The following is a 23,447-nucleotide window of genomic DNA, read 5'->3' on the forward strand; positions in this document are numbered from 1 at the left end:
CGAACGCGAACAACGTCACACAGTGGCGACCGTACGTGGGCCGATATCGAAGCCCGGGCCGCCAGGGACGGAATCGATCAAGCGGCGCGTGTAAGGATGCTGCGGATTCCCGTAGACGGCATCCACCTCGCCGGACTCAACCACCTCGCCGTGGAACAGGACCAGGATTTCGTCGCTGACGTGGTGTACCACATCGAGGTCATGCGAGATGAAGGCCATGGTCAGGTCCAGCTCCTTCCGGAGCCGGCCGATCAGGTTCAGGATCTCGGCCTGCACGGAGAGGTCCAGCGCGGAAGTGATCTCGTCGGCAATGATGAGCTTGGGCTGCACCGCCAAGGCACGCGCAATGGCGATGCGCTGCCGCTGGCCGCCGGAGAACTCGTGCGGATAGCGCTCGGCAACGTCGGGATCCAAGCGGATCGTCGAGAGCCAGTAGGAGATCTTTTCGCGGTGTTCTCTGGGGTTGGCACGCAGGGGATCGATGGCCTCGGCGAGGGTCTGTCCGATGGTCCGCCGGGGGTTCAGGGACGAATACGGGTCCTGCGGGACCATCTGGACTGCCCGGCGCATGCGCCGGCGTTCAGCCCCGGACATCCTGGTTACGTCGTGGCCGGAGAACGAAATCACACCGCCGCTGGGCCTCACCAAACCCACGATCGCCTTGGCCATGGTGGATTTGCCGGAGCCCGATTCTCCAACGATTCCAAGGGTCTTGCCGGGCTGGATGCTCGCGCTGACGCCCTTCAGAACCGTGGCAGCAGAGCGGCCGGAGCCGAACGTCACCCGCACATCGGTCAATTCCAGGACTGGCTGGTCTGTACTCACTTGGCAACCTCCTTGGTGTCACTGCCGGATTCGTCCACAACCTCGTCCATGGTGAAGTCCGTTGCGCGCACGGTGATGAGTTCGGCCTTGCGTTCGGCAATGGACGGCGTCGCCGCCAGAAGGGCCTTGGTGTAGGGGTGTTTGACCTTGCCGGCCGAGAGTTCCTCACCGGTGAGGCGCTCCAGGATCTTGCCGCCGTTCATGACGATGACCTTGTCGCACAGTGCCTGCACCACCCCGATGTCGTGCGAGATGAACAACATGGCGGTCCCCATTTCCCGGTTGATGGTGCGGAACTGGCGGAGCACGTCAGCCTGGACCGTCACGTCCAGGGCGGTGGTGGGTTCGTCGGCAATGATGAGCCGCGGGTCCGTGACCAGCGTTGACGCGATCATGGCCCGCTGCAGCATCCCGCCGGACAGTTCGTGCGGGTGCTGCTTCATGCGCTTTTCCGGCTGGGTGATCCGGATGTCGGCGAGTGCCCTGACCATGCGGCCGAACGCGGTATTGCGCGACTGGCCCAGATGGACCCGACTGACTTCGGTCAGCTGGGATCCGATGCGCAACGCAGGGTTGAAGCTCGTTCCGGGGTCCTGGTACACCAGCCCAATGGAGGTGGCCAGCTCACGCGGGTTGTTCTTCTTCAGGAGATTCAAGTCCCCCAGGCGCATGGTCTTGGCGTTGACGCCAAGCTCCTCGGGCAACAGCCCCGCGATGGACATCGCCGTCAGGGACTTTCCGGATCCGGACTCGCCAACCAGTCCCACTACTTCGCCCGCGTGGATGCTGAGCGAAACGCCTTTCACCAGGGGAAGGCCCGACGGCGTTGTGACGGTCAGGTTGTCCACCTCAACGAGCGCTTCGGCGTCGGCCCGCAGGGAGGCGGGAACCTCGGAGGCCTTGCGGAGGCTGCCGAACTTCCGGCCGCCACGCGGATCGGTAGCGGCTGCGAGACCGTCGCCGATGAGCATGGCTGACAGGCCGGTGATGGTGATCATGATGGACGGCATCACGGCCTGCAGGGGCTGCGAGTAGATGTTGACGAGGGCCTCGTTGAGGAGCCGGCCAAAGTCGTACTCGGGGTTCTGCACGCCGAGGCCTATGAAGGACAGGCTGGAGAGGTCGATCAACGTTGTTGCGAAAACTGTTGCCGTGAGGACCAGGAGGGGTTCGGCCATGTTGGGCAGCAAATGCCGGGTGATGATGTGGGGGCCGGAGACCCCCAGGAGCCTGGCTGTGGAGACGTAGTTGCGCTGCGAAATCGAGGCTGCCATGTTCGCCGTTAGTCGGGCGAAGGCCGGGATGCTCGCAATGGAGATGGCCAGCACCGCTGACCACGTTCCTTGGCCCAAAATGGCGGCAATCAACAACGAGAAGATGAGGCTCGGGTACGCAACGGCAGCTTCGATGACCCGGAGGACCGCGGTACGGATGCGGCGCGGTGCCAGCCAGACGGCGGTACCGATGGCGATACCTGCGACGACGGCGATCGCCGTGGTTGCCGCCGTCATGAGCAGGGTGAGCCTGGCAGCAACCAAGGACCGGGCCAACACATCGCGGCCGAAGTCGTCCGTGCCGAGCCAGTGTTCGGCACTGGGCCCTTGGGAGGCCTGCGGGGTCAGCTTCTCGGCGGCATCCGTGAGGAACATCGGGGCGATGAGTGCCGTGAGAACCATGGCGGACATCAACACGATGCCGACAATGAGGCCCGTGGTCCAGCGGAACCGTCGGCGGGGACGGGCTGTGTCAGCCATTGGACTTTCCTCCAAGAGTGCGGGGGTCGATGAGGCCAAGGATGACGTCGACCAGCAGGTTGAGCACGATGGCCAGGAAGCCAAGGACCAGGATGATGCCCTGGATGACCGGGTAATCCTTGTTGACGATTGCCGTGACTATTTCGCGTCCCAGTCCTGGCCAGTTGAAGACGTTCTCCACGATGATGGCGCCGCCAAGCATGCCCGCCAGGATCAGCCCGGCCAAGGTCAGTGCAGTGGTCAGCAGGTTGGGCAGGGCGTGCCGCGCGTAGAGCCGCAGCGCAGGCAAGCGCCAGCCCCGGCCGGTGCGCAGGTAGTCCTGCTCCAGCACGGTGGACGTCTCGCGGCGGACCACGCGGGCAATCGAGCAGATCGGTGCGATGGAGAGACCGATCACGGGCAGGATCAGCGAGGTCAGCGAGGCCGCACCGGCTGCCGGAAGGACCTTGAGCATGATGGCAAAGACCACCACCAGCATGGTGGAGACCACGTATTGCGGGACCGCCTGGAAGAAACCCGTGAGCATCCCGAAGGACACGTCCAGCCATTTCTTGCGGCCGCCGCGGGTCAGGATGCCCACCAGCATGCCCACGGGAACCGAGACCAGCAGCACCAGGAGGATGCCCAGCAACGCAATCTCGGCAGTGAACGGCAGCTTGGTGGCGATGATCTGCGAAACCGAGGTGCTGTAGGCGAAGGATTCGCCGAGGTCCCCGGTGAACAGTCCGCCAACATAGTGGATGAACTGGATGTAGAGCGGATCGTTGAGGCCGAGGCTGTTGCGGATGGCCTCGATCTGTTCGGTGGTTGCGTCTGCTCCCGCCACGGCCACTGCCGGATCGCCCGGGATGAGCGGAACCATGAAGAAGGTCACGACGACGAGCAGGGCTACGGAGAGCAGGACACCGCCGGCGCGGCGAAGGGCGTAGTCGGCCCACGGAGACAGGCTCAGGGCCCTGCCCCGGGGGCCTTCGGCGGCCCCCGGGGTTTGGCTCTCGAGGATCTGGACTTCCTTGGAGAGCATGGTTGGTTCAGTCATCGTGAAGCCTTTGCTTATTTGGTGATGCGCAGGGTGGCGTAGTCGACAATCCCGGACGGTGCCTGGATGGAGAATCCGGAGCGCTGGGCGACGATCTGCGGCTCACCAACGAACGGAACAATGTCGTTGTCGCTGAGGATGCTCTTCTGGGCCTTGGTGTAGGCATCGCAACGGGCTGATTCGTCCGTGGCCGCCTGGGCCTTGGCGATGTCCGCCAGGATGTCCGCGTTCTCGCCACCGCCGATGTTGCGGCCGCCCTTTTCCGTGGGAACACCGGCGATACGGGTCAGGGAGGCTGCCACGGTTCCTACGAAGTTGGCATCACCCTGCACGGTCAAGTCCCAGGTCTCCGGCTTGGTCTGGGTCATGGTGGCCCAGGTTCCGTTGTCCACAAGCTGCAGGTCCACAGTTGCACCGGCGGCGCGGAGTGCTTCCTGGACGTAGGTGCTGCCTGCACCGTTCGGTCCGATGCTGGTGGTGCCCACCATTTTGAAGGTCTTCCCCGAAAGCACTGCCTTGGCCGCGGCAGCGTCTTCCTTGGTGAGGCTCGAGTTATCCGGCAGAACGCAAGGCACCGTAGGTGCAACGATCGAGTTGTAAGTGATGCCCTTGCCCGCGTAAGCGGCAGCGTTGAAAGCCTGCTGGTTCATCAGCTGGGCCACGGCCTTGCGGAGTGCGGGGTCGGTAAAGGGGCTTCCTTCGCGCTGGTTGAACAGAAGGAAGATGCCGGCAAAAGGCACCGACGTGACGGCGTAATCCTTGTTGCCTTCGAAGCGCTGCACGTCTGCCGGAGCGATGTCCGAGACGTCCATTTCACCGGTGAGGAGCTGGTTGGCCACCGTGGTCTTGTTGACGCCGGGGAAGAACCGCACGGTCTTGGCCGGAACACCTTCCAACGGCTTGGAGTACTGCGGCCACGCTTTGTAGTCCTCGCGGAGCGTCATGTCGTAGCTGACGCCATGGCTGGCCTTGGTCAGCGTGTACGGACCGGAGAACGCCCCCTTGACGGCGCCCTTGGCCAGTCCATCCAGGTCAGCGAGGCCGGCCGGGCAGATGATGCCTGTCTGCGCCAAGGTCAGGCCGCCGATCAGCTCCGACCACGGCTGCGCAAGCTTGATGTCCACTGTGCCGGCAGCGTCGTCGCCGGAAATCACCGGCTGGCCGGGACCGAAGACGAGCTTGCCGAAGTTGTTCTTGGTGGCGGGATCCGCGAAGTAGCTGAGGGACTTCGCCACGATGGTGGGAGTAATGGGGGTACCGTCCGAGCACGTTGCGTCCTTGCGGATGGTCAACGTGGCGTTGGTGGCAGTGGATTTCCACTCAGTGGCCAGTCCGCCGATGAACTTCCCGTCAGCATCCCTGCGGACCACGGTGTCGTACAGGAACCGGGCTACCTCGTAGTCGTCCTTGGCGTTGGCCTTGGCCGCGTTGAAGGTAGTGGGATCTGCGTTGAGGGCGGTCCGGATGGTGTCCGTGGACATCGCCCCGCCGGAGGCGTTTCCTGCGGGTGCCTGGCCGCCCGTGGTGCAGCCTGTCATAAAGAATGCGGCCGCCGTGAGGGATGCCGCTGCGGCCATGAAAGTGGAACGTCCTTGCATAAGGGGTGAACCTCCTGGTCGCCTTCAGGGCTGCCTGGCCGCGGCGGATGCGATGCGCCGGGGAGTGCCGAAACCCGAAGGACTGAACTGCGATAAATTTCGCGAATGAGAAGAGATTCACACATTGACCGAACGAAGTCAACGCTTTTTTGTGAGTTCCCCCACAAGAGACCTGCGCCACGCCGAGGATTTACAGACCGGAAACATCCAGGGCTTGACGGGGTGGAGAAAAAACGCGAAACTTTTCTCATATGTGATTGGCGTCTCAGGGCGGCCAACCCGAACAACCCCCGACCAACCCAAAGGTGGAACACATGGCAACGACTCTCGAGCTCACAGTCCGCAAGGCACAGTGGACCCGTCCGCCGCGGGAACTGGTCCGCGCTTTCGAAGAATTCCCCGTCGCCAACATCGGCGATGCGATGGAGCGCCTCGGACTGGTGGACGGCAACATCAACCCCGTGTGGGCCGGCGCAAAGTGCGTCGGTTCCGCACTGACCGTCCTCGGTGCAGCGGGCGACAACGCAGCGGTCATCGAGTCCCTCAACTACATCGAGCCCGGCGACATCGTGGTCATCAACGGATTCGGCCACGAGCACCGCGCACTGGTGGGCGAACAACTCTCACAGCGCTTCGAGGCAGCCGGTGCCACGGGTGCAGTGATCGACGGCTACATCCGGGACCGCGCAACCATCACGGACATCAGGTTCCCGGTCTTCGCCCGCGGCACCACCCCCGCCGGACCGTTCAAGAACGGCCCCGGCGTCATCGGCGAACCGGTGGCCATCGGCGGCATTGTGTGCGCCGCCGGTGACATCGTCGCCGCAGACGATGACGGCGTCGTCATCATCCCCCAGGCCCGCGCCGCGGAAATCCTGGAGCTGGTCAAGGCTGTCGCGGTCCACGAGGCCGAAATGACCGCCGAGATCACCCGCGAATACAGCTAACTCCTTCTCCCCTCCCCAACAGCGGGACCTAAACTGAGAGAACCACCAATGGCTACTTCATCGACGGAATCAGTGGATCTGAACACCGCACAAGTAAAGGTCGTCACTGCTGACGGCAAGATGGTGCGCAAGGCGACGATCGCCGGCACCATGGGCTCCTTCGTGGAGTGGTACGACTACGGCATTTACGGGCTCCTGACCACGTACCTTGCCATCAACATCATGGGTTCCAAGGATCTCGGGTCCCTGCTGCTGACCAACGTAGGCTTCCTGGTCAGCTTCCTGGCCCGCCCCTTCGGAAGCGTTATCTGCGGCCATCTGGGCGACAAGCTGGGACGCAAGAACCTGCTGTCCATGCTGCTGCTCCTCATCTCCGGCGCCACTGCCTGCATCGGCCTCATCCCGTCGTCGTCGGTCATTGGCTGGGCGGCCCCTGCGTTGCTGATCCTCTTCCGCATCCTGCAGGGCTTCTCCGCAGGCGGCGAAGTGGCGGGCGCCATGGCGTTCGTTGGGGAGTATGCGCACAACAAGCACCGCAACTACTCCATGAGCTTCATCGCCGTGGGCTCCTTCTGCGCCCTGCTGTTCGGCAGCGCCTTCTCCGCGACGCTGATCACCACCCTCGGTGACGCCACCATGGAATCCTGGGCCTGGCGAATCCCGTTCCTGTTCGCGCTTCCGCTGGGCTACGTGGGCTACTACATCCGTTCCAAGATGGAAGACACCCCGCACTTCGCAGCACTCCGCGAACGCAACGAAGTAGAGCGCAACCCCCTGCGCGCGGTCTTCACGTCCAAGCGCCACCTGAAGGCCATTGCCCTGACCATCTTCCTGCCGGCGTTGAACGGCCCCGGCTACTACCTGTTGTTCGCCTACATGCCTACGTACCTGAAGACCCAGCTGGGCTCCGGCAACAACTTCTCCATGGTCCAGGCGTTGCTGGTGACGGCCGTCAGCCTGGTTGCCATCATCATCTCCATCCCGCTGATGGCCCGCCTCTCTGACCGCATCGGACGCAAGCCGGTGCTGGCACTGTCCGCAGTCCTCATGGCCCTGGTCTCCTACCCGATGTTCGCCATGATTACCACCGGCAACATGGGCCTGGCCTGCATCGCCACCATCGTGATGGCCATCGCGTTCTCCGGCCACGCCGCCGTGGTCCACACGGTCCTGACGGAAATGTTCCCCACCACGGTCCGCTACAGCGCCTACAGCATCGGCTTCAGCCTCAGCACCATCATCTTCGGTGGCAGCGCTCCGCTGATCATGACCGAGATCATCAAGGCCACCAGCAACAGCATGGTTCCGGCCTACGCCTCGATCGGCACGGCCATCATCACCTTGGTTTCGGTGTTCTTCCTGAAGGAAACCAAGGGACAGCCGCTGGCCACCCACTAACAAAACCCGTACGACGGCGGCCTGCCGCCATTGCTGCCAGGCCGCCGTCGTTGGACCATAAAGCACCACACGAAAAACCATTGGGAGTCACCTTGGGCATCAACTCAGTCGCCGTCGTTGCAGACCTCGGCGAAAGCTACGGAAACTACACAATCGGCGACGACGACGCCCTTTTGGGCCTGGTCACGGCCTCAAACATTGCCTGCGGCTTCCATGCCGGCGATCCGCGCGTCATGGACGCCACCGTCAAGGCCTGCGTCGAGCGCGGCATCGAACTGGGCGCACACCCGGGCTACCCGGACCTGGTGGGCTTCGGCCGCCGCCTGATCGAGGCCAGCGAAGAGGAAATCCGCACGGACGTTCTCTACCAGATCGGTGCCTTGGACGCCTTCGCCCGGATCCACGGCGGCAAGATCAGCCACGTTGCCCCGCACGGCCGCATGGGCAGCATCGCCCAGACCGACGCCAAGCACGCACGCGCCATCACGGACGCCATCAAGGCCTACGACCCCTCCTACATCGTGATCTGCCAGAACGGCCTGCTCGCCGATGAATCCCGCAAGCGCGGGCTCGAGGTTGGCTACGTCTTCCTGGCCGACCGCGGCTACGGCGAAGACGGCATGCCGGTGTCCCGCAACACTGAGGGCGCCCTGCTGCACGATCCGGAGGAAATTGGCCGCCGCGTCGTCCAGGTGGTGACCGAAGGAACGGTTCGCGCCGTTACCGGCAAGGTTGTCCCGCTCGGCCACGATGCCGACGTCGTGCTCCTCCACGGCGACCACCCGCAAGTCCTGGAGAACGGCACCGCCCTCCGCGCCGCGTTGGACAAGGCCGGAGTCAAGGCAACCGGGCTGCAGGAAGTGCTGGCCGAAAAGGCCAGGCTCGCCACCGTCTGACCTACCCCACCAACAAGCCAAGGACCCATGACTACGTACCCAGTTCCCGGAACGCTGCCGGATATCCAGGCCGTACCTTTTGGCGATTCTGCGCTCATGGTCAGCCTGGCATCCGGGACCGTCGAGGAACGGCAGGCCGGCAGCCGCCGGATCCGTGAAATCCTCCTCGACGTGCGGCCACATGGCCTGCAGGACGTGGTGGCAGGCGTCGACTCCATCCTGGTGGAGTTCGACTGCCTCGCCGTGGGGCACGCACAACTTGCCCAAACCATCAGGCTCGCGGCGGCTGGACGGTTCCACGAGAATGGCACCGGCTCGCACGGCGGTAGGCACTTTGTGATTCCGCTGGTGGTCAACGAAGCCTTCGCCCCGGACCTGCCGGATGTGGCTGCGGAATTGGGCATCAGCCAGGAAGCCGTACTGGGGCATCTTGAGGATTCCGTGCTGTCCATCAACCTCCTCGCCTCGGCCATGGCACCCATGATGGGCACCGTCCAGTTCCCCGGGCAGGTCAGCCGCTGCAAGGAGCCCCGCACCAACGTGGATCCGGGATCGGTGATGGTGGCGGGAACCAACGCCATCATCCAGCCCTTTCCCGGACCCACCGGCTGGAAGGTCATTGGCCGCACTCCGCTGACCATCTGCGACATCCGGGAAGATCCGCCCACGTCCTACTCGCCCGGAGATACCGTGCAGTTCAAGGTGGTTCCGGACGCCGAGTGGGAACGCCTTGAGGGGCACTTCCTGCGGACCGATTCGTACACGATTGAAGGGGCACTCTGATGGTAGAACGCACCAACACCATCAAAGTCCGCGAAACTGCCTGGTTGGCCACCTTCCAGGACCTCGGCCGGGAACACTCCGAAGCCCTGGGTGTGCCCTGCGGAGGTGCCGCCGACCAGCACTCGGCAGCGGTGGCGAACATCTTGGTGGGCAATGACCGGTCCGCTACTGTCCTGGAACTCATGGGCGGCCGGTTCGTTTTCACCACGTCCAAGCCGGTCCTGATCTCCGTGACGGGAGCACCCGCGGATGTCACCGTCAACGGCAGCAGCGTCCCTCTGTGGGAGCCGGTGTGTGTTCCGGCCAAGGGTCGCGTGGTGATTGCCAATGCCCGCGGCGGCATGCGCAATTACCTGGCCTTCAGTGGAAGCCTGGTCACGGACCACTTCATGGGCAGTGCGGCTCCCGAGGCTCGAATGGGCTTCCCGCAACAGATCGCGGCCGGTCAACACCTGGAACTCAAGACCACCTATTCGGGCTTCGAGCATCCCTACCTGACGCAGCCGCTGTTCCGTCTGCCGGTACCCGTTCCGTCCTTTGAAGACTCATTGTGGACCATCGACATTGTGGAGGGTCCGGAAACGGACGCCGCGGAGGGTATCCGGGAACTGCTGGCCTCACGGGAATACACCGTCACCGCCAAGTCCAACCACGTTGGCCTTCGCCTGGACGGCCCGGTGGTGCATCCCGAGGGGCTGGGGGAAATCGTGTCCCACGGGGTACCCATCGGCGCCTTCGAGATCCCGCATGGGGACGAGCTCATCATCCTGGGGCGCTACCGGACCCTGACGGCGGGCTACCCGATTGTCGCTTTCGCTACCAAGGCCTCTTTACCCATGCTGGGCCAGGCCCGTCCGGGGCAGCGGATGACGTTCCGCTGGGTCAGCCAAGAGTACGCCGTGCAGGATTATTACGAGTCGCAGCGCCTGCTTGGTGTCCTTGAATCGCGGGTCCAGAGCCTCTTCGGCGCGGTGGACCTGCCGCACCATTCGTCAAGCGCTGCCGTCCGGGCGGCTGCCTGAGCCTCCGCGGCCACGAACACTTGACCTTCACACTTCGCAAATGAGAAACTTTTCGCATATGTGATAGCTATCGCAATATTTTCCACATCTGGAGGAACGGAACCATGGGACTTCTCGAAGGCAAAGTCGCCGTCATCACCGGCGCGGGGACGGGCATGGGCCGTTCGACGGCGGAACTGCTCGCAGCCGAAGGCGCACAGGTGGTGCTGGTGGGCCGTCGGCTTTCCGTTCTGGAGGAAGTCGCTTCGGTCATCACGAACGACGGCGGCAAGGTCACCTCACGCGCCGCGGACATCTCATCCAAGGACGACGTCGACGCCCTGGTTGCGTGGGTTTCCGAAAACCTCGGGCCCGTGGACATCCTGGTCAACAACGCCGGGAGCGCCAGCAAAGTGTTGAACGTTCGCTGGATCAGCCAGGAGGAATGGAACGGCGTCCTGGACGTCAACCTCAACGCCGTTTACCTCCTGACGCAGGCCGTACTGCCGGGCATGCTCTCCCGGAACACGGGCACCATCATCACGGTATCCTCACTCGCAGCGGTCAACCCGAACCTCCTGGGCGGTGCCGCCTACGGTGCAGCAAAGGCCGCGGTCCGGAACTTCATGACCTACCTCCACAACACCTTCCGCAACGAAGGCCTCCGCGCTATCACCATCCTTCCCGGCGAAACAGCGACTCCCATCCTGGACAACCGCGCCCGGCCACCCCGGGACGAAGAACGCCAAGCGATGGTCCAGCCGGAGGACGTGGCCCGCGCCATCCACCTCGCGGCTACCCTTCCCCAGCGCACCGTGGTCCAGGAACTCGTCATCGCACCAACAGTGCAGCGCGATACCTCAGGAGACATCGACATCAGCCGCTGGGCTGGAGCTCCCGAAGAAGACCTCCCCCAGCAGTAGCAACCCCCATCAACTTTCCCTTCCCAACCAGCCGAAGCAGGACTGTCATGACCCCCGAACCATCCACCGCCGTCGCACCCTTCCAGCCTTCCGAGGCGGTGCTGCGTGTCCAGCGCACGTCATTGCGCGTCCAGCAGCCCCAGTCCAAGGGCGACCTTGTGTCTCTAGCCATGGGCGAGCCGGACTTCGACACCCCCGAACAGGTCCGCGCTGCTGCCGCCCGCGCCCTGGAAGAGGGCCACACCCACTACTCGCCGCTGCTCGGCGAGCTGGTGCTTCGCGAGGAGTTGGCTGCCCGTATCGGCCAGCTCCTCGGCGAAGTGGCCAGCCCCGGCGACGTGCTCATCACCCAGGGCGGAACGGCCGGACTGTCCGCAGCCATTCTGGGCATCGTCAACCCCGGCGACAAGGTGGTCATTCCGGACCCCACCTACTCCCTCTACGCGGACTTGGTCAGCATGGCCGGTGGCGAGACTGTTGCTGTTCCGCTGGCGGATGACCTCCACTGGGACCTTGAGGCCCTGACCACCGCCCTCGAGGGTGCCAAGATGTTCGTCTTCTGCAACCCGTCCAACCCCACCGGCATTGTCCACTCGCGCCAGGAACTCGAAGCCCTCGCGGACATCGTGGCAGGCACGGATACCCTGGTTCTCTCCGACGAGGCCTACAGCGACCTGGTCTACACCGAGGAACCCTTCACCTCCGCCTTGGAAATCCCCGGCCTGGCAGGCAGGACCATGTACTGCCAGACGTTCTCCAAGAGCTACGCCATGACCGGCTGGCGCGTCGGCTACCTGTGGGGTCCTTCCGACGTCATCGCCTCCGCCGCGCGTGTGCACAACACCTTCAACGGTTCCATGAACACGGCCGTTCAGTTGGCCGCCTTGACCGCCCTCAAGACCTGCGGCCCGGACATCAAGCGCATGCACGCTTCCTACGCCGAACGCCGCCAACTGATGTTCGACGGCCTCAGCAAGATCCCCGGCCTCACGGTCAGCTCCCCCGAGGGGGCCTTCTACCTCTTCCCCAAATACGACGTCGATCTGCCGGCCGCCCAGATGGTGGCGCACCTGCGCGAATTCGGCGTCGCTGTACGTCCGGGCAGCGAGTTCGGGCGCAACGGCGAACACCACCTGCGGCTTTCCTACGCCGCCAGCGCGGAGGCGATCACTGTCGGCGTCGAACGTCTTGCTGCAGGCCTCACGGCCCTCAGGCGGGACGCGTGACTCTGCTCGACCAACCGGCAGGGCTGCGCGTTGACATGCAGCGAAACCGGATGCTCTTGGTTGACGCGGCCGGCCGGCTCTTCGGAGCCGGCCGTTCGGCTACCATGTCCCAAATCGCCGCAGAGGCAGGCATCTCCACGGCCACGGCGTATCGGCACTTCGCATCGGTGGACGACGCGCTGGCGGCATACCGGTTCGAGGTGGGCCGGGAACTGCTGGAGTTCAGCCGAACCCAGACCTCGGTTGGCCTTGAGTTGCTGGAAGCCGTGTGCGCCAAATGGGTGCACTTGGTGGTCCAGCACGGCGAGTCCATGATCCATACGAGGTCCGCCGAAGGCTACCTGGCCCGCGTCAAGGCGGGCGCGTACTACCTGACCGTCCAGGCCGATGCCCTTGCAGAGCCCCTCCGGGAAGCCTGCCGGGAACTCGGTCTTCCGCATCCGGGGGACGAGGCGCTCTTCCTGTGGAACGGCTTCTTCGACCCCCGCGAAATCAACGATCTCATCCAGAGCCTGGACCTCACGGCCGAGCAGGCCTCCGCCCGGCTGGTCAGGACCTTCACGGCCGCCCTGACAGGGTGGTCCGCTTCCAGGACCTAAGCTTGAGGTGACGAAAGGGTGCCCATCAATGCGTAGTGATACACAGCGCAACCGCAGACAACTGGTCAAGGCAGCGGGCCAGCTTTTCGCGTCCCGCCGCGGTCCCATCAGCATGACGGACGTCGCCAAGCATGCCGAAATATCTACGGCCACCGCTTACCGGCACTTTCCCTCAGTCGAGGACATCCTGGCCGAGTACCGTTTTGGCGTTGGTGAGAAACTGCGCGACTACAGCCTGAAGCAGCAGGAACTGGCCGGCGTCGAGCTTTTGACCGCCGTGAGCCGCAAGTGGGTGGACCTGGTCACCCGGCATGGCGGCGCCATGCTGTACACCCGTTCCGGCGAGGGCTACTTGGCCCGCCTGCGTTCCGGCGCGTTCTACCTGACCGTTCAGGCCGATGCCTTGGAGCGGCCGCTGCGCGAAGCCTGCGAGGAACTGGGGCTGCCGCCGATCGGCGATGAGGCAATGTTCCTGTGGAATATCCTGTTCGACCCCCGCGAAATCCTGGACCTCATCAACACCGTGAAGCTCACCAAGGACCAGGCGACTGCCCGGTTGATTGCTGCGCTGAAGGGCGCGTTGGCTGGATGGAGCGCTGACCGCGAGCAGGCGTAGATTTCCCGTGACAGCCGAAAAGCCGGACCCGTGGGTCCGGCTTTTTCCATGTCTACAGGGCAACTGGCCTGATCAATTCGCGGATTCGCTCCGCTGGGAGTGACGTCAAAGCAGCGATGCGGAAGATGTCCAGGTGCCCTGCTTCCAGTCCCTCCACGACGTCGCGACGGAGGCTTTCCACGCTGCGCTCCTTCTCCTCGAGAGCGGCGTCAAGTTGCCGTACGACGGCTTGTAGACCGGAGAGATGCCACTCCTGCTGCGCCCCGGAGAAGTGGAGATCCTGGTACGCGCCGCCGAGCCTCTTGACGTCCGCGGCCCGGATGCCCACAACAGCCGAAACGGCAGCCAAGGAAACCTTGTCCGCCAGCGCCGCGGCAATGGCCTCGTTCCGGTGGCCCAAGAGCGTGCGGATATGGCTGTCGATGCGGCCACGGGACACCCTGGACCCTGTAAGCCGCACTTCAAGGGACGTCGGCCGGGGCTGGTGAGGCGTGGTTCGCCTGCGCGGGCGGGCTTCAGCTACGTAGGTCACGGTGCGTGAGGCCCTGGACCAGGTGCCAGACGACTGCCTCGTTCTGGTGCGTCGGCATGATGCTGCCTTCCAGCACCTGCAGGCTTGGGCCTACCTGGCCTACGGGAGTCCACATGCCGCTGACCGGGCAGTGGCTTCCGGTTCCGGCGATATACCGGCACCGGTGCTGATGGCCAACTGAATGTTCTCCAACGATGCGACGCATCACATGCCTCCGGGGATTGGGGAGTTTGCTGGGAAACTCGGGGAAATCTGATGGATTAAGCGTATGTCGCAGGTCACTCAAAAGCAAGAAACTTTTCTCATTTGTTTAAGTTTTCTCATAGTCGCCTGGAGGGCTGGGCGACCCCGGGACCATAGGCGCCCGGTGTGGGCCAATAGCTTTCACATATGGAAAAGCCCTTGACTGGAGCACCCTGCGTCTGCGAATCTTTTCTCAAATATGATTTTTTTGGATCATCCGTCTGCAACGGCGCGACCGGAAGGAACTTCCCATGACTCCTGTTTCCCACCCACCCATGGTTGTCATGGGCGTCTCCGGATGCGGCAAATCCACTGTCGGCTCACTGCTCGGCGAGCGGCTCGGCATGGTTTTCCAGGATGGCGACCACCTGCACCCCGCCGCAAACAAGGCCAAGATGGGCGCTGGCATCCCGTTGGATGACACCGACAGGAAACCATGGCTTGAAGAAATCGGCCGGGTACTTCGGGATTCCTCGGACGCTGGCACCCCGATGATCATTGCCTGCTCCGCTTTGAAGCGCAGCTACCGCGACCTGCTGCGGCAGCACGTGCCCGGCGTCGTCTTCGTCCACCTCAACGGCGACCGCGCGACTCTCCTGGCCCGCATGAATGCCCGCGACCACGAGTTCATGCCCTCCAGCCTCCTGGACTCGCAGCTCAGCACCCTCGAACCACTTGAACACGATGAGAAGCACGTGCTCGCGGACATCACCCTCGCGCCCAGCGCCTTGGTCGACGCCATCTGCGATCGACTCTCCGTGCTCACGCTGCCGGTTGGGGCTAGCGTTGAGGGATGACCTCTGAGTACAGGTACGACGTCGATGTGCTGCATCTCTTGATGTCTCCCGCGCACGCCTACTTTGGGCGGGCACGGGAAGGAGCAGCCGACGTCCCTACCGCGGATGCCGCGACCGCTGAGCTGGTTGCCGGAAAAGGCATCGTGGGCGACCGGTTCTTCGGCAAAGCCGCCCACATGGATGCAGCGGTGACGGTGTTCGCCGTCGAAGGGCTGGAGGCAATCGCCGCAGAGCTCAACGCCGGCCCTTTCGATCCGCTGCTGACCCGCCGGAACGTGGTGATCCGCGGGGCCGAGCTTGCTCCCCTGCTGGGCCACGAGTTCGTCCTCGATTCATGTGGGGACTCGGTGCGCCTCAAAGCCGGACGCCCGGCCCACCCCTGCGCCTGGATGGATCAGATGCTGGCACCCGGAGCCCATAAAGCCATGCGCGGACGGGGTGGCGTTCGCTGCCAGGTAATCTCCGGCGGGCTGCTCCACCGCGGTCCTGCCGTGTTGGTGAGCCCGGTAGCCCTTGACCCCGCGCGAGCCGGCGAGGCGACAGTGTTGAGGCCGTCGCGACTGCCGTAGCCCAGGTCCGTCGGCCGTCGCCAATCCCGCATCCGGCACGCGTGTACCGCCACGACCTACTCTGGGCCGGACCCCAATGCCCGACAACAATCCTGCATCCAACAAGCGCGTACCCCCGCGACCTACTTCGGGCCAACGAAGCCTCTAGTTCAACCCAATGAGGTTGGATATGGCTGACTTGGGCGTCAAAGTGGGTCGCGGCGGCACGCGGGCCACGACGGAAGACGGTTGGCCGACGCGGCGTCCGGCGTCAAAGTAGGTCGTGGCGGCACGCGGGCCACGACGGAAGACGGTTGGACAAGGCTGCCTTGGGCGTCAAAGTAGGTCGTGGCGGTGCGGGGAGTACGTCTGGAACGCACGGTCCGGCAGCCGAGCGGGCGACCGGCAGCAAACTGGAGCCCTCACACCTCCGCAGCCGGCGCCGCGAACTGGGCCTCGTACAGCCTGGAATACGCCCCACCCGCAGAAAGCAACTCGGTGTGGGTCCCCTGCTCCACGATCTGCCCCGCCTCCATCACCAGGATGAGGTCGGCGTCCCGAATGGTGGAGAGCCGGTGGGCGATCACAAAGCTGGTTCGGTCCGAGCGCAGGGCATTCATGGCTTTCTGGACCAACACCTCGGTACGGGTGTCCACTGAGCTGGTGGCCTCGTCCAGGATGAGCACCGAGGGCCGGGACAGGAAGGCCCGGGCAATGGTGAGGAGCTGCTTCTCCCCCGCTGAAACGTTGCTGCCTTCGTCGTCCAGGACGGTGTCGTACCCTTCTGGCAGTGAGCGCACAAAGCGGTCAACATAGGTGGCCTGTGCAGCTTCAACAATCGAGGACTCCGAAGCATCCGGCCGCCCGTAAGCGATGTTGTCCCGGATGGTCCCACCGAAGAGCCACGTGTCCTGGAGGACCATGCCCATCCGCGAGCGCAGTTCCTGCCGGGACATGGTGGAGATGTCCACGCCGTCCAAGGTGATCCGGCCGCCGTCGAGCTCGTAGAACCGCATCATGAGGTTCACCAGCGTGGTCTTGCCCGCGCCGGTGGGCCCAACAATGGCGATGCTTTGGCCAGGCTCCGCCACCAGGTCCAGGTCCTTGATGAGCGGCTTGTCCGGCGAGTAGCTGAAGGAGACGTTCTCGAAGACGAGCCGCCCGCGGCCGGCACCGGAACCGGAAGGAACGGGCTCAGCCGACTCTTCCTCTTCGTCCAGCAAATCGAACACCCGCTCCGCCGAGGCCACGCCGGATTGCAGCATGTTCGCCATGGATCCGAGCTGCGCCAAGGGCATGGTGAACTGGCGGGAGTACTGGATGAAGGCCTGGACGTCACCGAGCTGCATGGCACCGGAGGCAACCTGCAGGCCGCCCACCACGGCGATGCCCACGTAGACGAGGTTCCCGATGAAGGTCATGGCCGGCATGATGAGGCCGCTGACGAACTGGGCCCCGAAGCTCGCCTGGTACAGCTCGGAGTTTTTCGCCCTGAAGCGTTCCTGTACTTCGTTCTGCCGCCCGAACACCTTCACCAGTGCATGCCCGGTGTAGGTTTCTTCGATCTGTCCGTTGAGTTCGCCGGTGTTCTTCCACTGGGCGACGAAGAGCTTCTGGGAGCGCTTGGCGATCAGCACGGTAGTCCCCAGGGTCAGCGGAATCGTGACCAGGGCGATCAGTGCCAGCAGCGGCGAGAGGATGAACATCATCACCAGCACGCCCAGCACCGTCAAAAGGGAGGAGACCACCTGGCTGATGGATTGCTGGAGGCTTTGCGAGATGTTGTCGACGTCGTTGGTGACCCGGCTGAGGAGTTCACCGCGCTGGATGGAGTCGAAGTAGCGCAGGGGCAGCCGGTGGATTTTGGCTTCGATCCGCTCGCGCAGCCTATAGACGGTCCGCTGGACGACGCCGTTCAGCACGTACGCCTGCATCCAGCCAAACGCGGCGGCCAGCACGTACAGTGCCAGCGCCCACAGCAGCACCGAAGACAACGCCCCGAAGTCGATTCCGACGCCGGGTGTCAGGGTCATCGCGTTGAGCATGTCGGCTTTGGCATCGTCGCCGGAGGCCCGGAGTCCTGCGATCACGTCGGCTTTCGAAACCCCCGCGGGCAGTTGTTTGGAGACGACGCCGGCAAAGATCAGGTTGGTGCCCTCGCCCAACAACCGTGGGCCAATGACGTTCAACGCCACGCTGGCCACGGCAAAAACCACCACGATGGTCAGCCACATGCGTTCGGGCTGCAACGTACCCAGCAACCGGCGGGCCGATGCACCGAAGTTGGACGCTTTCTCGGCGGGGACGTTCATTCCGGCGAACGGGCCGCCCCTTCCGGGACCCATCGCCGGCCGCTGCGGGCCACGGGCGCCGGAAGGTCCAGTAGCAGTAGCAGTGCTCATGCTGCCTCCTCCGCTGCGAGCTGGGAGGACACGATCTCCCGGTAGGTTTCGGAAGTCTCCAACAACTCATCATGCGTTCCCTGCCCAACGATCCTGCCGCCGTCGAGCACCAGGATCTGGTCCGCGTCCGCGATGCTGGAGACCCGCTGGGCGATGATCACCAGCGTGGCACCGCTGGTGTGGTTCTTGAGCGCCTGGCGGAGCCGGGCATCCGTGGCGGTGTCCAGGGAAGAGAACGAGTCGTCGAAGATGTAGAGCTCGGGCCGTTTCACCAGGGCCCGAGCGATCGCGAGCCGCTGGCGCTGCCCACCGGAGACGTTGGTTCCGCCTTGGGAAATGGGAGCATCCAGCCCGCCCTCCATCTGCTCCACGAAATCACGGGCTTGCGCCACAGCGAGTGCCTGCCAGATTTCTTCGTCCGTGGCATCGGGTTTCCCGTACAGCAGGTTGCTGCGGACCGTCCCCGAGAAGAGGTACGGCTTCTGCGGGACCAGGCCGATGTGCCCCCACAACAGGTCGGGGTGCAGCTCACGGATGTCCACGCCGTCCATGCGCACTGAACCGGAGGTTGCGTCGAAGAGCCGCGGCATCAGGTTCACCAGCGTGGTCTTTCCGGCTCCGGTGCTGCCGATGATCGCGGTGGTCCGGCCAGCCAACGCAGTGAAGGACACTCCGCTGAGCACGGGCTGCTCGGCACCCGGGTAGGCGAATCCGACGTCGTGCATTTCCAGTTGGCCGCTGCGACGGCCGGTGAGGGAAACAGGGTTCGACGGCGGCAGGACGCTTGAGTCGGTGTCCAGCACCTCGCCGATGCGGTCGGCAGAGACGGAAGCGCGCGGGATCATGACGGCCATGAACGTTGCCATCATGACGGACATGAGGATCTGCATGAGGTAGCTCAGGAACGCGATCAACGTGCCCACCTGCATGGAACCGTCCTCGATCCTGAAGGACCCGAACCAGATCACGGCCACACTGGAAACGTTCATCACCAACATGACCACAGGGAACATGAGGCTCATCAAACGGCCGGCCCGCAGCGCAACGTCCGTGACGTCGTCGTTCGCTTTGCCGAAGCGGGCCGACTCCATGTCTTCCCGCACGAACGCGCGCACCACACGGATGCCGGTGAGCTGTTCGCGGAGGACCCGGTTCACTGCGTCGATCCGGATCTGCATCTTGCGGAACAGCGGCACCATGCGCGTCACGATCAGGCCGACGCAAACAAGCAGCACCGGCACGCACACGGCGATCAGCCACGACAACTGCGCATCCTGGCGAACGGCCATGATGACGCCGCCGATACTCAACATGGGCGCCGCCACCATGAGCGTGCAGGACATCAACACCAGTTGTTGGACCTGTTGAACGTCATTGGTGGACCGGGTGATCAGCGACGCGGCACCGAACCGCGTGACCTCCTGCTCCGAGAAGTCACCCACACGGCTGAAGATCGCATCCCGGACATCGCGTCCCATGCTCATGGCCGCCTTGGCTCCGAAGTACACCGCCACAACGGCGCAGGCGATTTGCAGCAGCGTGATCAGCAGCATCAGGCCGCCCATGCGCAGGATGTAGTCGGTGTCCCCCACGGCCACGCCGTTGTCGATGATGTCGGCGTTAAGCGTCGGAAGGTACAGCGAGGCGATGGATTGCGCGAGCTGAAAAACGACGACGGCGATCAGCAGCCGCTGATGCGGCCGGAGGAAGCGAACAAGAACTTTCCAAAGCATGCGGTCTCCCAAGCCCGTGGCAAGGGTCCGCCAAAACGTGGTGGACCGAAGGCCAGTTTACGTCTGGTTGCTGTGGGCAACTAGAGGGAATTCAGTAGGCTGGAAACGTTCCACCCCAGAACCGCTATGAAGGGACCGAAGTCTTGGCTTACATCACCGTCGGAAACGAAAACAGCACTGAGATTGAGCTCTATTACGAGGATCACGGGTCGGGACAGGCAGTGGTTCTGATCCACGGCTACCCGTTGGATGGTTCGTCCTGGGAGAAGCAAACCGCAGCACTTCTGGACGCCGGTTACCGGGTCATCACCTACGACCGCCGCGGCTTCGGCAAGTCCAGCAAGCCCACCGTTGGCTACGACTACGACACGTTCGCCGCGGACCTCAAGACCGTCCTGGAAACCCTGGACCTGAACGACGCCGTGCTGGTGGGCTTCTCCATGGGCACCGGCGAAGTTGCCCGGTACATCGCCACGTATGGTTCCGCCCGCGTTGCCAAGGCCGTGTTCCTCGGCTCGCTGGAACCTTTCCTGCTGAAGACGGACGACAACCCGGACGGCGTTCCGCAGGATGTCTTCGACGGCCTGGCCCAGGCAGTGAAAGCCGACCGCTACGCGTTCTTCACCGAGTTCTTCAAGAACTTCTACAACAGCGATACTTTCCTGGGCACCGAGCGCCTGAGCCAGGAATCCGTAGACGCAAGCTGGAACCTGGCCTCGCAGTCCGGCGCCTTTGCGTCCGTAGCCGCCCAGCCCACCTGGGTGACTGACTTCCGGGCGGACATCCCCAAGATCGATGTTCCCGCGCTGATCGTCCATGGCACGGCGGACAACATCCTGCCCATCGACGCCACGGGCCGCAGGTTCAAGGATGCCCTGCCCAGCGCCGAGTACGTGGAAATCGAAGGGGCACCACACGGCCTCCTCTGGACGCACGGAGCCGAAATCAACGAGGCCCTGCTGGGCTTCCTGAAGAAGTAGACCCTCCGAACGGAAGATGCCCCCGAAGCTGCTGCTTCGGGGGCATCTTTACTACTTCCTGAGCCGGAGTTTGCGCGCCTTCTTTCCGCTGCGCAGATACTCCTTTTCGAAAGCCTCCGCCACTGCCCGTTCGGCTTCGTGGAGCAGCCCGTACGTGAAGGCCGCAGTGCCCGCGTCCGCCGCCGATCCCAGTTTGAGGAGTTCGGCCCGGGCCACGGCACTGTCCTGGTGCTCGCCGAGGATCCGCTGGACGTCATGCGCGGCATCGGACAACTTGGCGGCACGCTTGCCATGGATGCTCTCGACGGCGGCCGCCGCAAACCGCAGCTTCTTGGCCGCCTTCCGGACATCGTGGAACGCTTTGTCACGTGCAGGCCCGACGGCGGTACCCACGGCCGCGTCGTGACGCTTGGCCAGGCGCTTGGCCGCCTTGTTGACGAATTTCCGGGTGGCCTTCCTCGCCCCGGGGGTTACCGACGGGGCAACAGGAGGGGCCTCGAGGAAGGCTTCGAGCTCATCGAGCAGCCGGAAGTAGCGTGGGCTGTTGAGCCGTGCATGGATGGCGGAGAGGGAGGTGTCCTTCCGGACCTTCATGCGCTCGTCCAGTTGGTTCTTCAGCGGACCGAGCACCAGTTTTCCGGGCAACTCGTCGAGGGACTTCGTCAGCCGCTCATGGAGCACTTCGGCATCCCTGTAACGTCCCAGGGTCTTGGCCAGCGATTTCAGCCCGAGTTCGAGCTCAGCCACGGGATAGGGCTTGAACAGTTTGCGGTAGCTGTGCAGCACGGAACGGATCCGCCGGGTGGCCGACCGCATCTGATGGACGGAGTCCTCGCGTTCCAAGCGAACGTGTGCGTCCTGCAGGAGAAGCCTGGCCACCTGCATGTCCAGGTAGTTCAGCACGGGAACCACGGCCGGACCCTTGCGCTGGGGCATTTCGCGGCCGGTACCCTTGGCTGCCGGCCACAGGTCACCGAAGGCCGTGGCCAGCTTGGACGTGCGCTCACTGGGGTTCGCCCCGGTCTTGGCCAGGAGCGCTGCGGCGGCATCAAGGAACTTGTCCCCAGCTGCATCGTCATGGCCGGGGGCGAGCTCCACTTCCCATTCCCGCCAGCTGTGGGCGTGTCCGTCACCGAGGGAGACCAGGGCGTGCACGTGGTCATCAACGAACTCGGCGAGGCGTCCGCCGTCGGATTGGTACAGCTGGTAGCTGGTGCGTTCAGTGGTGAGTGTTGCGACGGCGGACACGGCATGGCCCCTGGTGTACGCAAGGATGCGGGACATAAGGTCCGGGGGAACCGTTTCAGGCTGGCCCAGCGGAGCATGGATTTCGGTTCGCTTGCCAGGGCTGTGCGGGAGCTTCAGGTGCCAGCCGGCGTCGGGTCCGCCGGTTCGTCGCCGCAGGGTGATCCTGCGCCCGGCCAAGGCCAGGTCCTGCGTATCGAAGTAAACGGCTTCCAGCTGATGGGTGGCGGGTTCACCTACCTTGCCGACGCCGTCGATCCGGTGGAGTTCCGGGAGCGGCGTGGAAGCGTCGGCGTCGAACTTTTGCTCTGCTTCCACACTGGTGGACTGGGCCATGACTGCGGATCCTCCTCGTTTGGAGTAGGCGATGGAAGGCGCCCGTGAAGGCCGGCCCGTTCGCTTGGCCGGCCTTCACGAGGACTTGCGTTATAGCAATGCTCCTCCGCCTTCGTCCACATCGCCACCGGTAACAGTGCCCCGCCATGCTCCGGTTTCGTGTCCTTGGGCTTCGATGAATTTTTTGAACTTGTCCAGGTCCGCGCCAACCCGAAGGCTGTCCGCCCCCAGCGCGGATCCGGCCTTCTCGGCCAAGCCTTCAGGCTCCCAGTCGATAGCCACATTGACCCGGGTCCGGGCGGCGTCCAGTGGCTCGAACGTCACAGACCCGGCGTTGCGGGGGCCATCGACGCTGGCCCAGCTCACCACGGAATCCGGGACTTGCTCAATGATCTGCGCGTTGTAGTCACGCTTGACGCCGCCGATGTTGGTGGAGAAATGGAGCGCAGTCTCATCGATCTGCTGGACGGCTTCCACCCCGTTCATGAACTCCGGAAAGCTCTCGAACTGGGTCCACTGGTTGTATGCGACAGAAACGGGGACGTCTACTTCTACTGATTTGTTGACCGTAGCCATGAAATGCTTCTCCTTCAGTGCTGTGGTGCTTGTCCGCGGGCACGCTTGTTGCCTGGGGTCGGACGGCTAGCCTGCGTTGAAGTCCTCTTCATCGTCATCGTTCGGGGATTGGTCCTGCGGCAGGTTATTCCCGCTGCCGTCGGGCAGGTCGCCGTCCGGCTCCAGGTTCTGCTCTTCACGGGCCTGCTCGTCTGTTCCTCCGTAACGTCCTGCCCCCGGTTCCCCCGAACTGTCCGAGTCTTCCGGATCCAGGTGGCTCAGGTTGGGAGCTCCCGTGGCATACGTTTCACCGTCGGGGCTGTCCTGGCTCAGGCCGGCCTCGCTGAGGTCTTCTTCCACGCGGGGCTGCGCCTGGCTGCCTCCGGCTTCCTGCTCTGCTGTCGGCGTGCCGTAGCCTCCAACTTCCTCTTCGGGTGTCGGATTCTGCGTGTCCATGAGAGCTGTCCTTTC

The 23,447-nt window shown here is 63.9% G+C and carries 22 protein-coding genes; 12 read left to right on the plus strand and 10 right to left on the minus strand.

Annotated elements, in window-relative coordinates; translation table 11 throughout:
* Positions 1-15: 15 nt before the first annotated feature.
* From ACIPY3_RS18160 to ACIPY3_RS18175, 4 genes are read right to left on the minus strand one after another with little or no spacing between them, the layout of a single operon-like run.
* Entirely contained in the window at positions 16-825 is an 810-nt protein-coding gene (locus ACIPY3_RS18160; RefSeq protein WP_400336403.1) for an ATP-binding cassette domain-containing protein, read from the minus strand.
* Positions 822-2,579: a dipeptide/oligopeptide/nickel ABC transporter permease/ATP-binding protein gene (locus ACIPY3_RS18165; RefSeq protein WP_400336404.1), complete on the minus strand. Its 1,758-nt coding sequence runs from the start codon at positions 2,577-2,579 to the stop codon at positions 822-824. Before ACIPY3_RS18165 ends, ACIPY3_RS18160 begins: the two co-directional genes overlap by 4 nt.
* Positions 2,572-3,618 carry an ABC transporter permease gene (locus ACIPY3_RS18170; RefSeq protein ID WP_400336406.1) on the minus strand — a complete coding sequence of 349 codons (1,047 nt, stop codon included), beginning with the start codon at positions 3,616-3,618 and terminating at the stop codon, positions 2,572-2,574. Before ACIPY3_RS18170 ends, ACIPY3_RS18165 begins: the two co-directional genes overlap by 8 nt.
* A 14-nt stretch (positions 3,619-3,632) precedes the next feature.
* Complete coding sequence (locus ACIPY3_RS18175; protein WP_400336408.1) at positions 3,633-5,195, minus strand: ABC transporter substrate-binding protein; 1,563 nt, start codon at positions 5,193-5,195, stop codon at positions 3,633-3,635.
* Positions 5,196-5,530: 335 nt separating this feature from the next.
* Between ACIPY3_RS18175 and ACIPY3_RS18180 the strand changes: the two genes are divergently transcribed.
* From ACIPY3_RS18180 to ACIPY3_RS18220, 9 genes are all read left to right on the plus strand, one after another.
* The gene (locus ACIPY3_RS18180) at positions 5,531-6,163 is read left to right on the plus strand and encodes an RraA family protein (RefSeq protein WP_400336410.1); all 633 of its coding nucleotides are present in this window, start codon (positions 5,531-5,533) and stop codon (positions 6,161-6,163) included.
* 48 nt (positions 6,164-6,211) lie between these two features.
* Positions 6,212-7,561 carry an MFS transporter gene (locus tag ACIPY3_RS18185; RefSeq protein WP_400336412.1) on the plus strand — a complete coding sequence of 450 codons (1,350 nt, stop codon included), beginning with the start codon at positions 6,212-6,214 and terminating at the stop codon, positions 7,559-7,561.
* 92 nt (positions 7,562-7,653) lie between these two features.
* Positions 7,654-8,457: a LamB/YcsF family protein gene (locus tag ACIPY3_RS18190; protein ID WP_400336414.1), complete on the plus strand. Its 804-nt coding sequence runs from the start codon at positions 7,654-7,656 to the stop codon at positions 8,455-8,457.
* A gap of 27 nt (positions 8,458-8,484) precedes the next feature.
* Positions 8,485-9,240, plus strand: a complete 756-nt coding sequence (locus ACIPY3_RS18195; RefSeq protein WP_400336416.1) for an allophanate hydrolase subunit 1 — start codon at positions 8,485-8,487, stop codon at positions 9,238-9,240.
* Complete coding sequence (locus ACIPY3_RS18200) at positions 9,240-10,262, plus strand: biotin-dependent carboxyltransferase family protein (protein ID WP_400336418.1); 1,023 nt, start codon at positions 9,240-9,242, stop codon at positions 10,260-10,262. Before ACIPY3_RS18195 ends, ACIPY3_RS18200 begins: the two co-directional genes overlap by 1 nt.
* Positions 10,263-10,366: 104 nt before the next feature.
* Positions 10,367-11,164, plus strand: coding sequence for an SDR family oxidoreductase (locus ACIPY3_RS18205; RefSeq protein WP_400336420.1), 798 nt, complete (start codon positions 10,367-10,369; stop codon positions 11,162-11,164).
* A gap of 47 nt (positions 11,165-11,211) precedes the next feature.
* On the plus strand, positions 11,212-12,390 hold the full coding sequence (locus tag ACIPY3_RS18210; protein ID WP_400336422.1) for a pyridoxal phosphate-dependent aminotransferase: 1,179 nt from the start codon (positions 11,212-11,214) through the stop codon (positions 12,388-12,390).
* Complete coding sequence (locus tag ACIPY3_RS18215) at positions 12,387-12,989, plus strand: TetR/AcrR family transcriptional regulator (protein ID WP_400336424.1); 603 nt, start codon at positions 12,387-12,389, stop codon at positions 12,987-12,989. The genes ACIPY3_RS18210 and ACIPY3_RS18215 overlap by 4 nt, the downstream gene beginning before the upstream one ends.
* 28 nt (positions 12,990-13,017) lie before the next feature.
* Complete coding sequence (locus ACIPY3_RS18220; RefSeq protein ID WP_400336426.1) at positions 13,018-13,605, plus strand: TetR/AcrR family transcriptional regulator; 588 nt, start codon at positions 13,018-13,020, stop codon at positions 13,603-13,605.
* A gap of 52 nt (positions 13,606-13,657) precedes the next feature.
* Here the strand turns inward: ACIPY3_RS18220 and ACIPY3_RS18225 are convergent, their stop codons facing one another.
* Positions 13,658-14,137, minus strand: coding sequence for a hypothetical protein (locus ACIPY3_RS18225; RefSeq protein ID WP_400336428.1), 480 nt, complete (start codon positions 14,135-14,137; stop codon positions 13,658-13,660).
* Between the two features lie 494 nt (positions 14,138-14,631).
* On the opposite strand from ACIPY3_RS18225, the gene ACIPY3_RS18230 reads away from it, so the two are divergent.
* Both ACIPY3_RS18230 and ACIPY3_RS18235 read left to right on the plus strand, forming a co-directional pair.
* On the plus strand, positions 14,632-15,177 hold the full coding sequence (locus ACIPY3_RS18230; protein WP_400336430.1) for a gluconokinase: 546 nt from the start codon (positions 14,632-14,634) through the stop codon (positions 15,175-15,177).
* Positions 15,174-15,746, plus strand: coding sequence for an MOSC domain-containing protein (locus ACIPY3_RS18235; RefSeq protein ID WP_400336432.1), 573 nt, complete (start codon positions 15,174-15,176; stop codon positions 15,744-15,746). The genes ACIPY3_RS18230 and ACIPY3_RS18235 overlap by 4 nt, the downstream gene beginning before the upstream one ends.
* 401 nt (positions 15,747-16,147) lie before the next feature.
* On the opposite strand, the gene ACIPY3_RS18240 is transcribed toward ACIPY3_RS18235, so the two are convergent.
* Together ACIPY3_RS18240 and ACIPY3_RS18245 are read right to left on the minus strand one after the other, a co-directional pair.
* Complete coding sequence (locus ACIPY3_RS18240) at positions 16,148-18,127, minus strand: ABC transporter ATP-binding protein (RefSeq protein WP_400336434.1); 1,980 nt, start codon at positions 18,125-18,127, stop codon at positions 16,148-16,150.
* A complete protein-coding gene (locus ACIPY3_RS18245; protein ID WP_400336436.1) occupies positions 18,124-19,860 on the minus strand; it encodes an ABC transporter ATP-binding protein in 1,737 nt (578 codons plus the stop codon). Before ACIPY3_RS18245 ends, ACIPY3_RS18240 begins: the two co-directional genes overlap by 4 nt.
* A 143-nt stretch (positions 19,861-20,003) precedes the next feature.
* Between ACIPY3_RS18245 and ACIPY3_RS18250 the strand changes: the two genes are divergently transcribed.
* Positions 20,004-20,840 carry an alpha/beta fold hydrolase gene (locus ACIPY3_RS18250; RefSeq protein WP_400336438.1) on the plus strand — a complete coding sequence of 279 codons (837 nt, stop codon included), beginning with the start codon at positions 20,004-20,006 and terminating at the stop codon, positions 20,838-20,840.
* Between the two features lie 51 nt (positions 20,841-20,891).
* Here ACIPY3_RS18250 and ACIPY3_RS18255 read toward each other — a convergent pair whose 3' ends face one another.
* The 3 genes from ACIPY3_RS18255 to ACIPY3_RS18265 all read right to left on the minus strand — a co-directional run bounded on the left by ACIPY3_RS18255 (position 20,892) and on the right by ACIPY3_RS18265 (position 23,432).
* Positions 20,892-22,421, minus strand: coding sequence for a CHAD domain-containing protein (locus tag ACIPY3_RS18255; RefSeq protein ID WP_400336440.1), 1,530 nt, complete (start codon positions 22,419-22,421; stop codon positions 20,892-20,894).
* 90 nt (positions 22,422-22,511) lie between these two features.
* A complete protein-coding gene (locus ACIPY3_RS18260; protein ID WP_400336442.1) occupies positions 22,512-22,997 on the minus strand; it encodes an SRPBCC family protein in 486 nt (161 codons plus the stop codon).
* Between the two features lie 66 nt (positions 22,998-23,063).
* Positions 23,064-23,432: a hypothetical protein gene (locus ACIPY3_RS18265; RefSeq protein ID WP_400336444.1), complete on the minus strand. Its 369-nt coding sequence runs from the start codon at positions 23,430-23,432 to the stop codon at positions 23,064-23,066.
* Positions 23,433-23,447 lie beyond the last annotated feature (15 nt).

Source organism: Paenarthrobacter sp. NPDC089714, from assembly GCF_044748905.1.
GTDB lineage: Bacteria > Actinomycetota > Actinomycetes > Actinomycetales > Micrococcaceae > Arthrobacter.

Excerpts from the sequence above, each read along its gene's own strand:
- ACIPY3_RS18255 (WP_400336440.1), bottom strand. The coding sequence starts at position 22,421 with ATGGCCCAGTCCACCAGTGTGGAAGCAGAGCAAAAGTTCGACGCCGAC.
- ACIPY3_RS18165 (WP_400336404.1), bottom strand. The coding sequence starts at position 2,579 with ATGGCTGACACAGCCCGTCCCCGCCGACGGTTCCGCTGGACCACGGGC.
- ACIPY3_RS18170 (WP_400336406.1), bottom strand. The coding sequence starts at position 3,618 with ATGACTGAACCAACCATGCTCTCCAAGGAAGTCCAGATCCTCGAGAGC.
- ACIPY3_RS18260 (WP_400336442.1), bottom strand. The coding sequence starts at position 22,997 with ATGGCTACGGTCAACAAATCAGTAGAAGTAGACGTCCCCGTTTCTGTC.
- ACIPY3_RS18235 (WP_400336432.1), top strand. The coding sequence starts at position 15,174 with ATGACCTCTGAGTACAGGTACGACGTCGATGTGCTGCATCTCTTGATG.
- ACIPY3_RS18265 (WP_400336444.1), bottom strand. The coding sequence starts at position 23,432 with ATGGACACGCAGAATCCGACACCCGAAGAGGAAGTTGGAGGCTACGGC.
- ACIPY3_RS18180 (WP_400336410.1), top strand. The coding sequence starts at position 5,531 with ATGGCAACGACTCTCGAGCTCACAGTCCGCAAGGCACAGTGGACCCGT.
- ACIPY3_RS18245 (WP_400336436.1), bottom strand. The coding sequence starts at position 19,860 with ATGCTTTGGAAAGTTCTTGTTCGCTTCCTCCGGCCGCATCAGCGGCTG.
- ACIPY3_RS18200 (WP_400336418.1), top strand. The coding sequence starts at position 9,240 with ATGGTAGAACGCACCAACACCATCAAAGTCCGCGAAACTGCCTGGTTG.
- ACIPY3_RS18175 (WP_400336408.1), bottom strand. The coding sequence starts at position 5,195 with ATGGCCGCAGCGGCATCCCTCACGGCGGCCGCATTCTTTATGACAGGC.
- ACIPY3_RS18220 (WP_400336426.1), top strand. The coding sequence starts at position 13,018 with ATGCGTAGTGATACACAGCGCAACCGCAGACAACTGGTCAAGGCAGCG.
- ACIPY3_RS18185 (WP_400336412.1), top strand. The coding sequence starts at position 6,212 with ATGGCTACTTCATCGACGGAATCAGTGGATCTGAACACCGCACAAGTA.
- ACIPY3_RS18205 (WP_400336420.1), top strand. The coding sequence starts at position 10,367 with ATGGGACTTCTCGAAGGCAAAGTCGCCGTCATCACCGGCGCGGGGACG.
- ACIPY3_RS18210 (WP_400336422.1), top strand. The coding sequence starts at position 11,212 with ATGACCCCCGAACCATCCACCGCCGTCGCACCCTTCCAGCCTTCCGAG.
- ACIPY3_RS18230 (WP_400336430.1), top strand. The coding sequence starts at position 14,632 with ATGACTCCTGTTTCCCACCCACCCATGGTTGTCATGGGCGTCTCCGGA.
- ACIPY3_RS18195 (WP_400336416.1), top strand. The coding sequence starts at position 8,485 with ATGACTACGTACCCAGTTCCCGGAACGCTGCCGGATATCCAGGCCGTA.
- ACIPY3_RS18240 (WP_400336434.1), bottom strand. The coding sequence starts at position 18,127 with ATGAGCACTGCTACTGCTACTGGACCTTCCGGCGCCCGTGGCCCGCAG.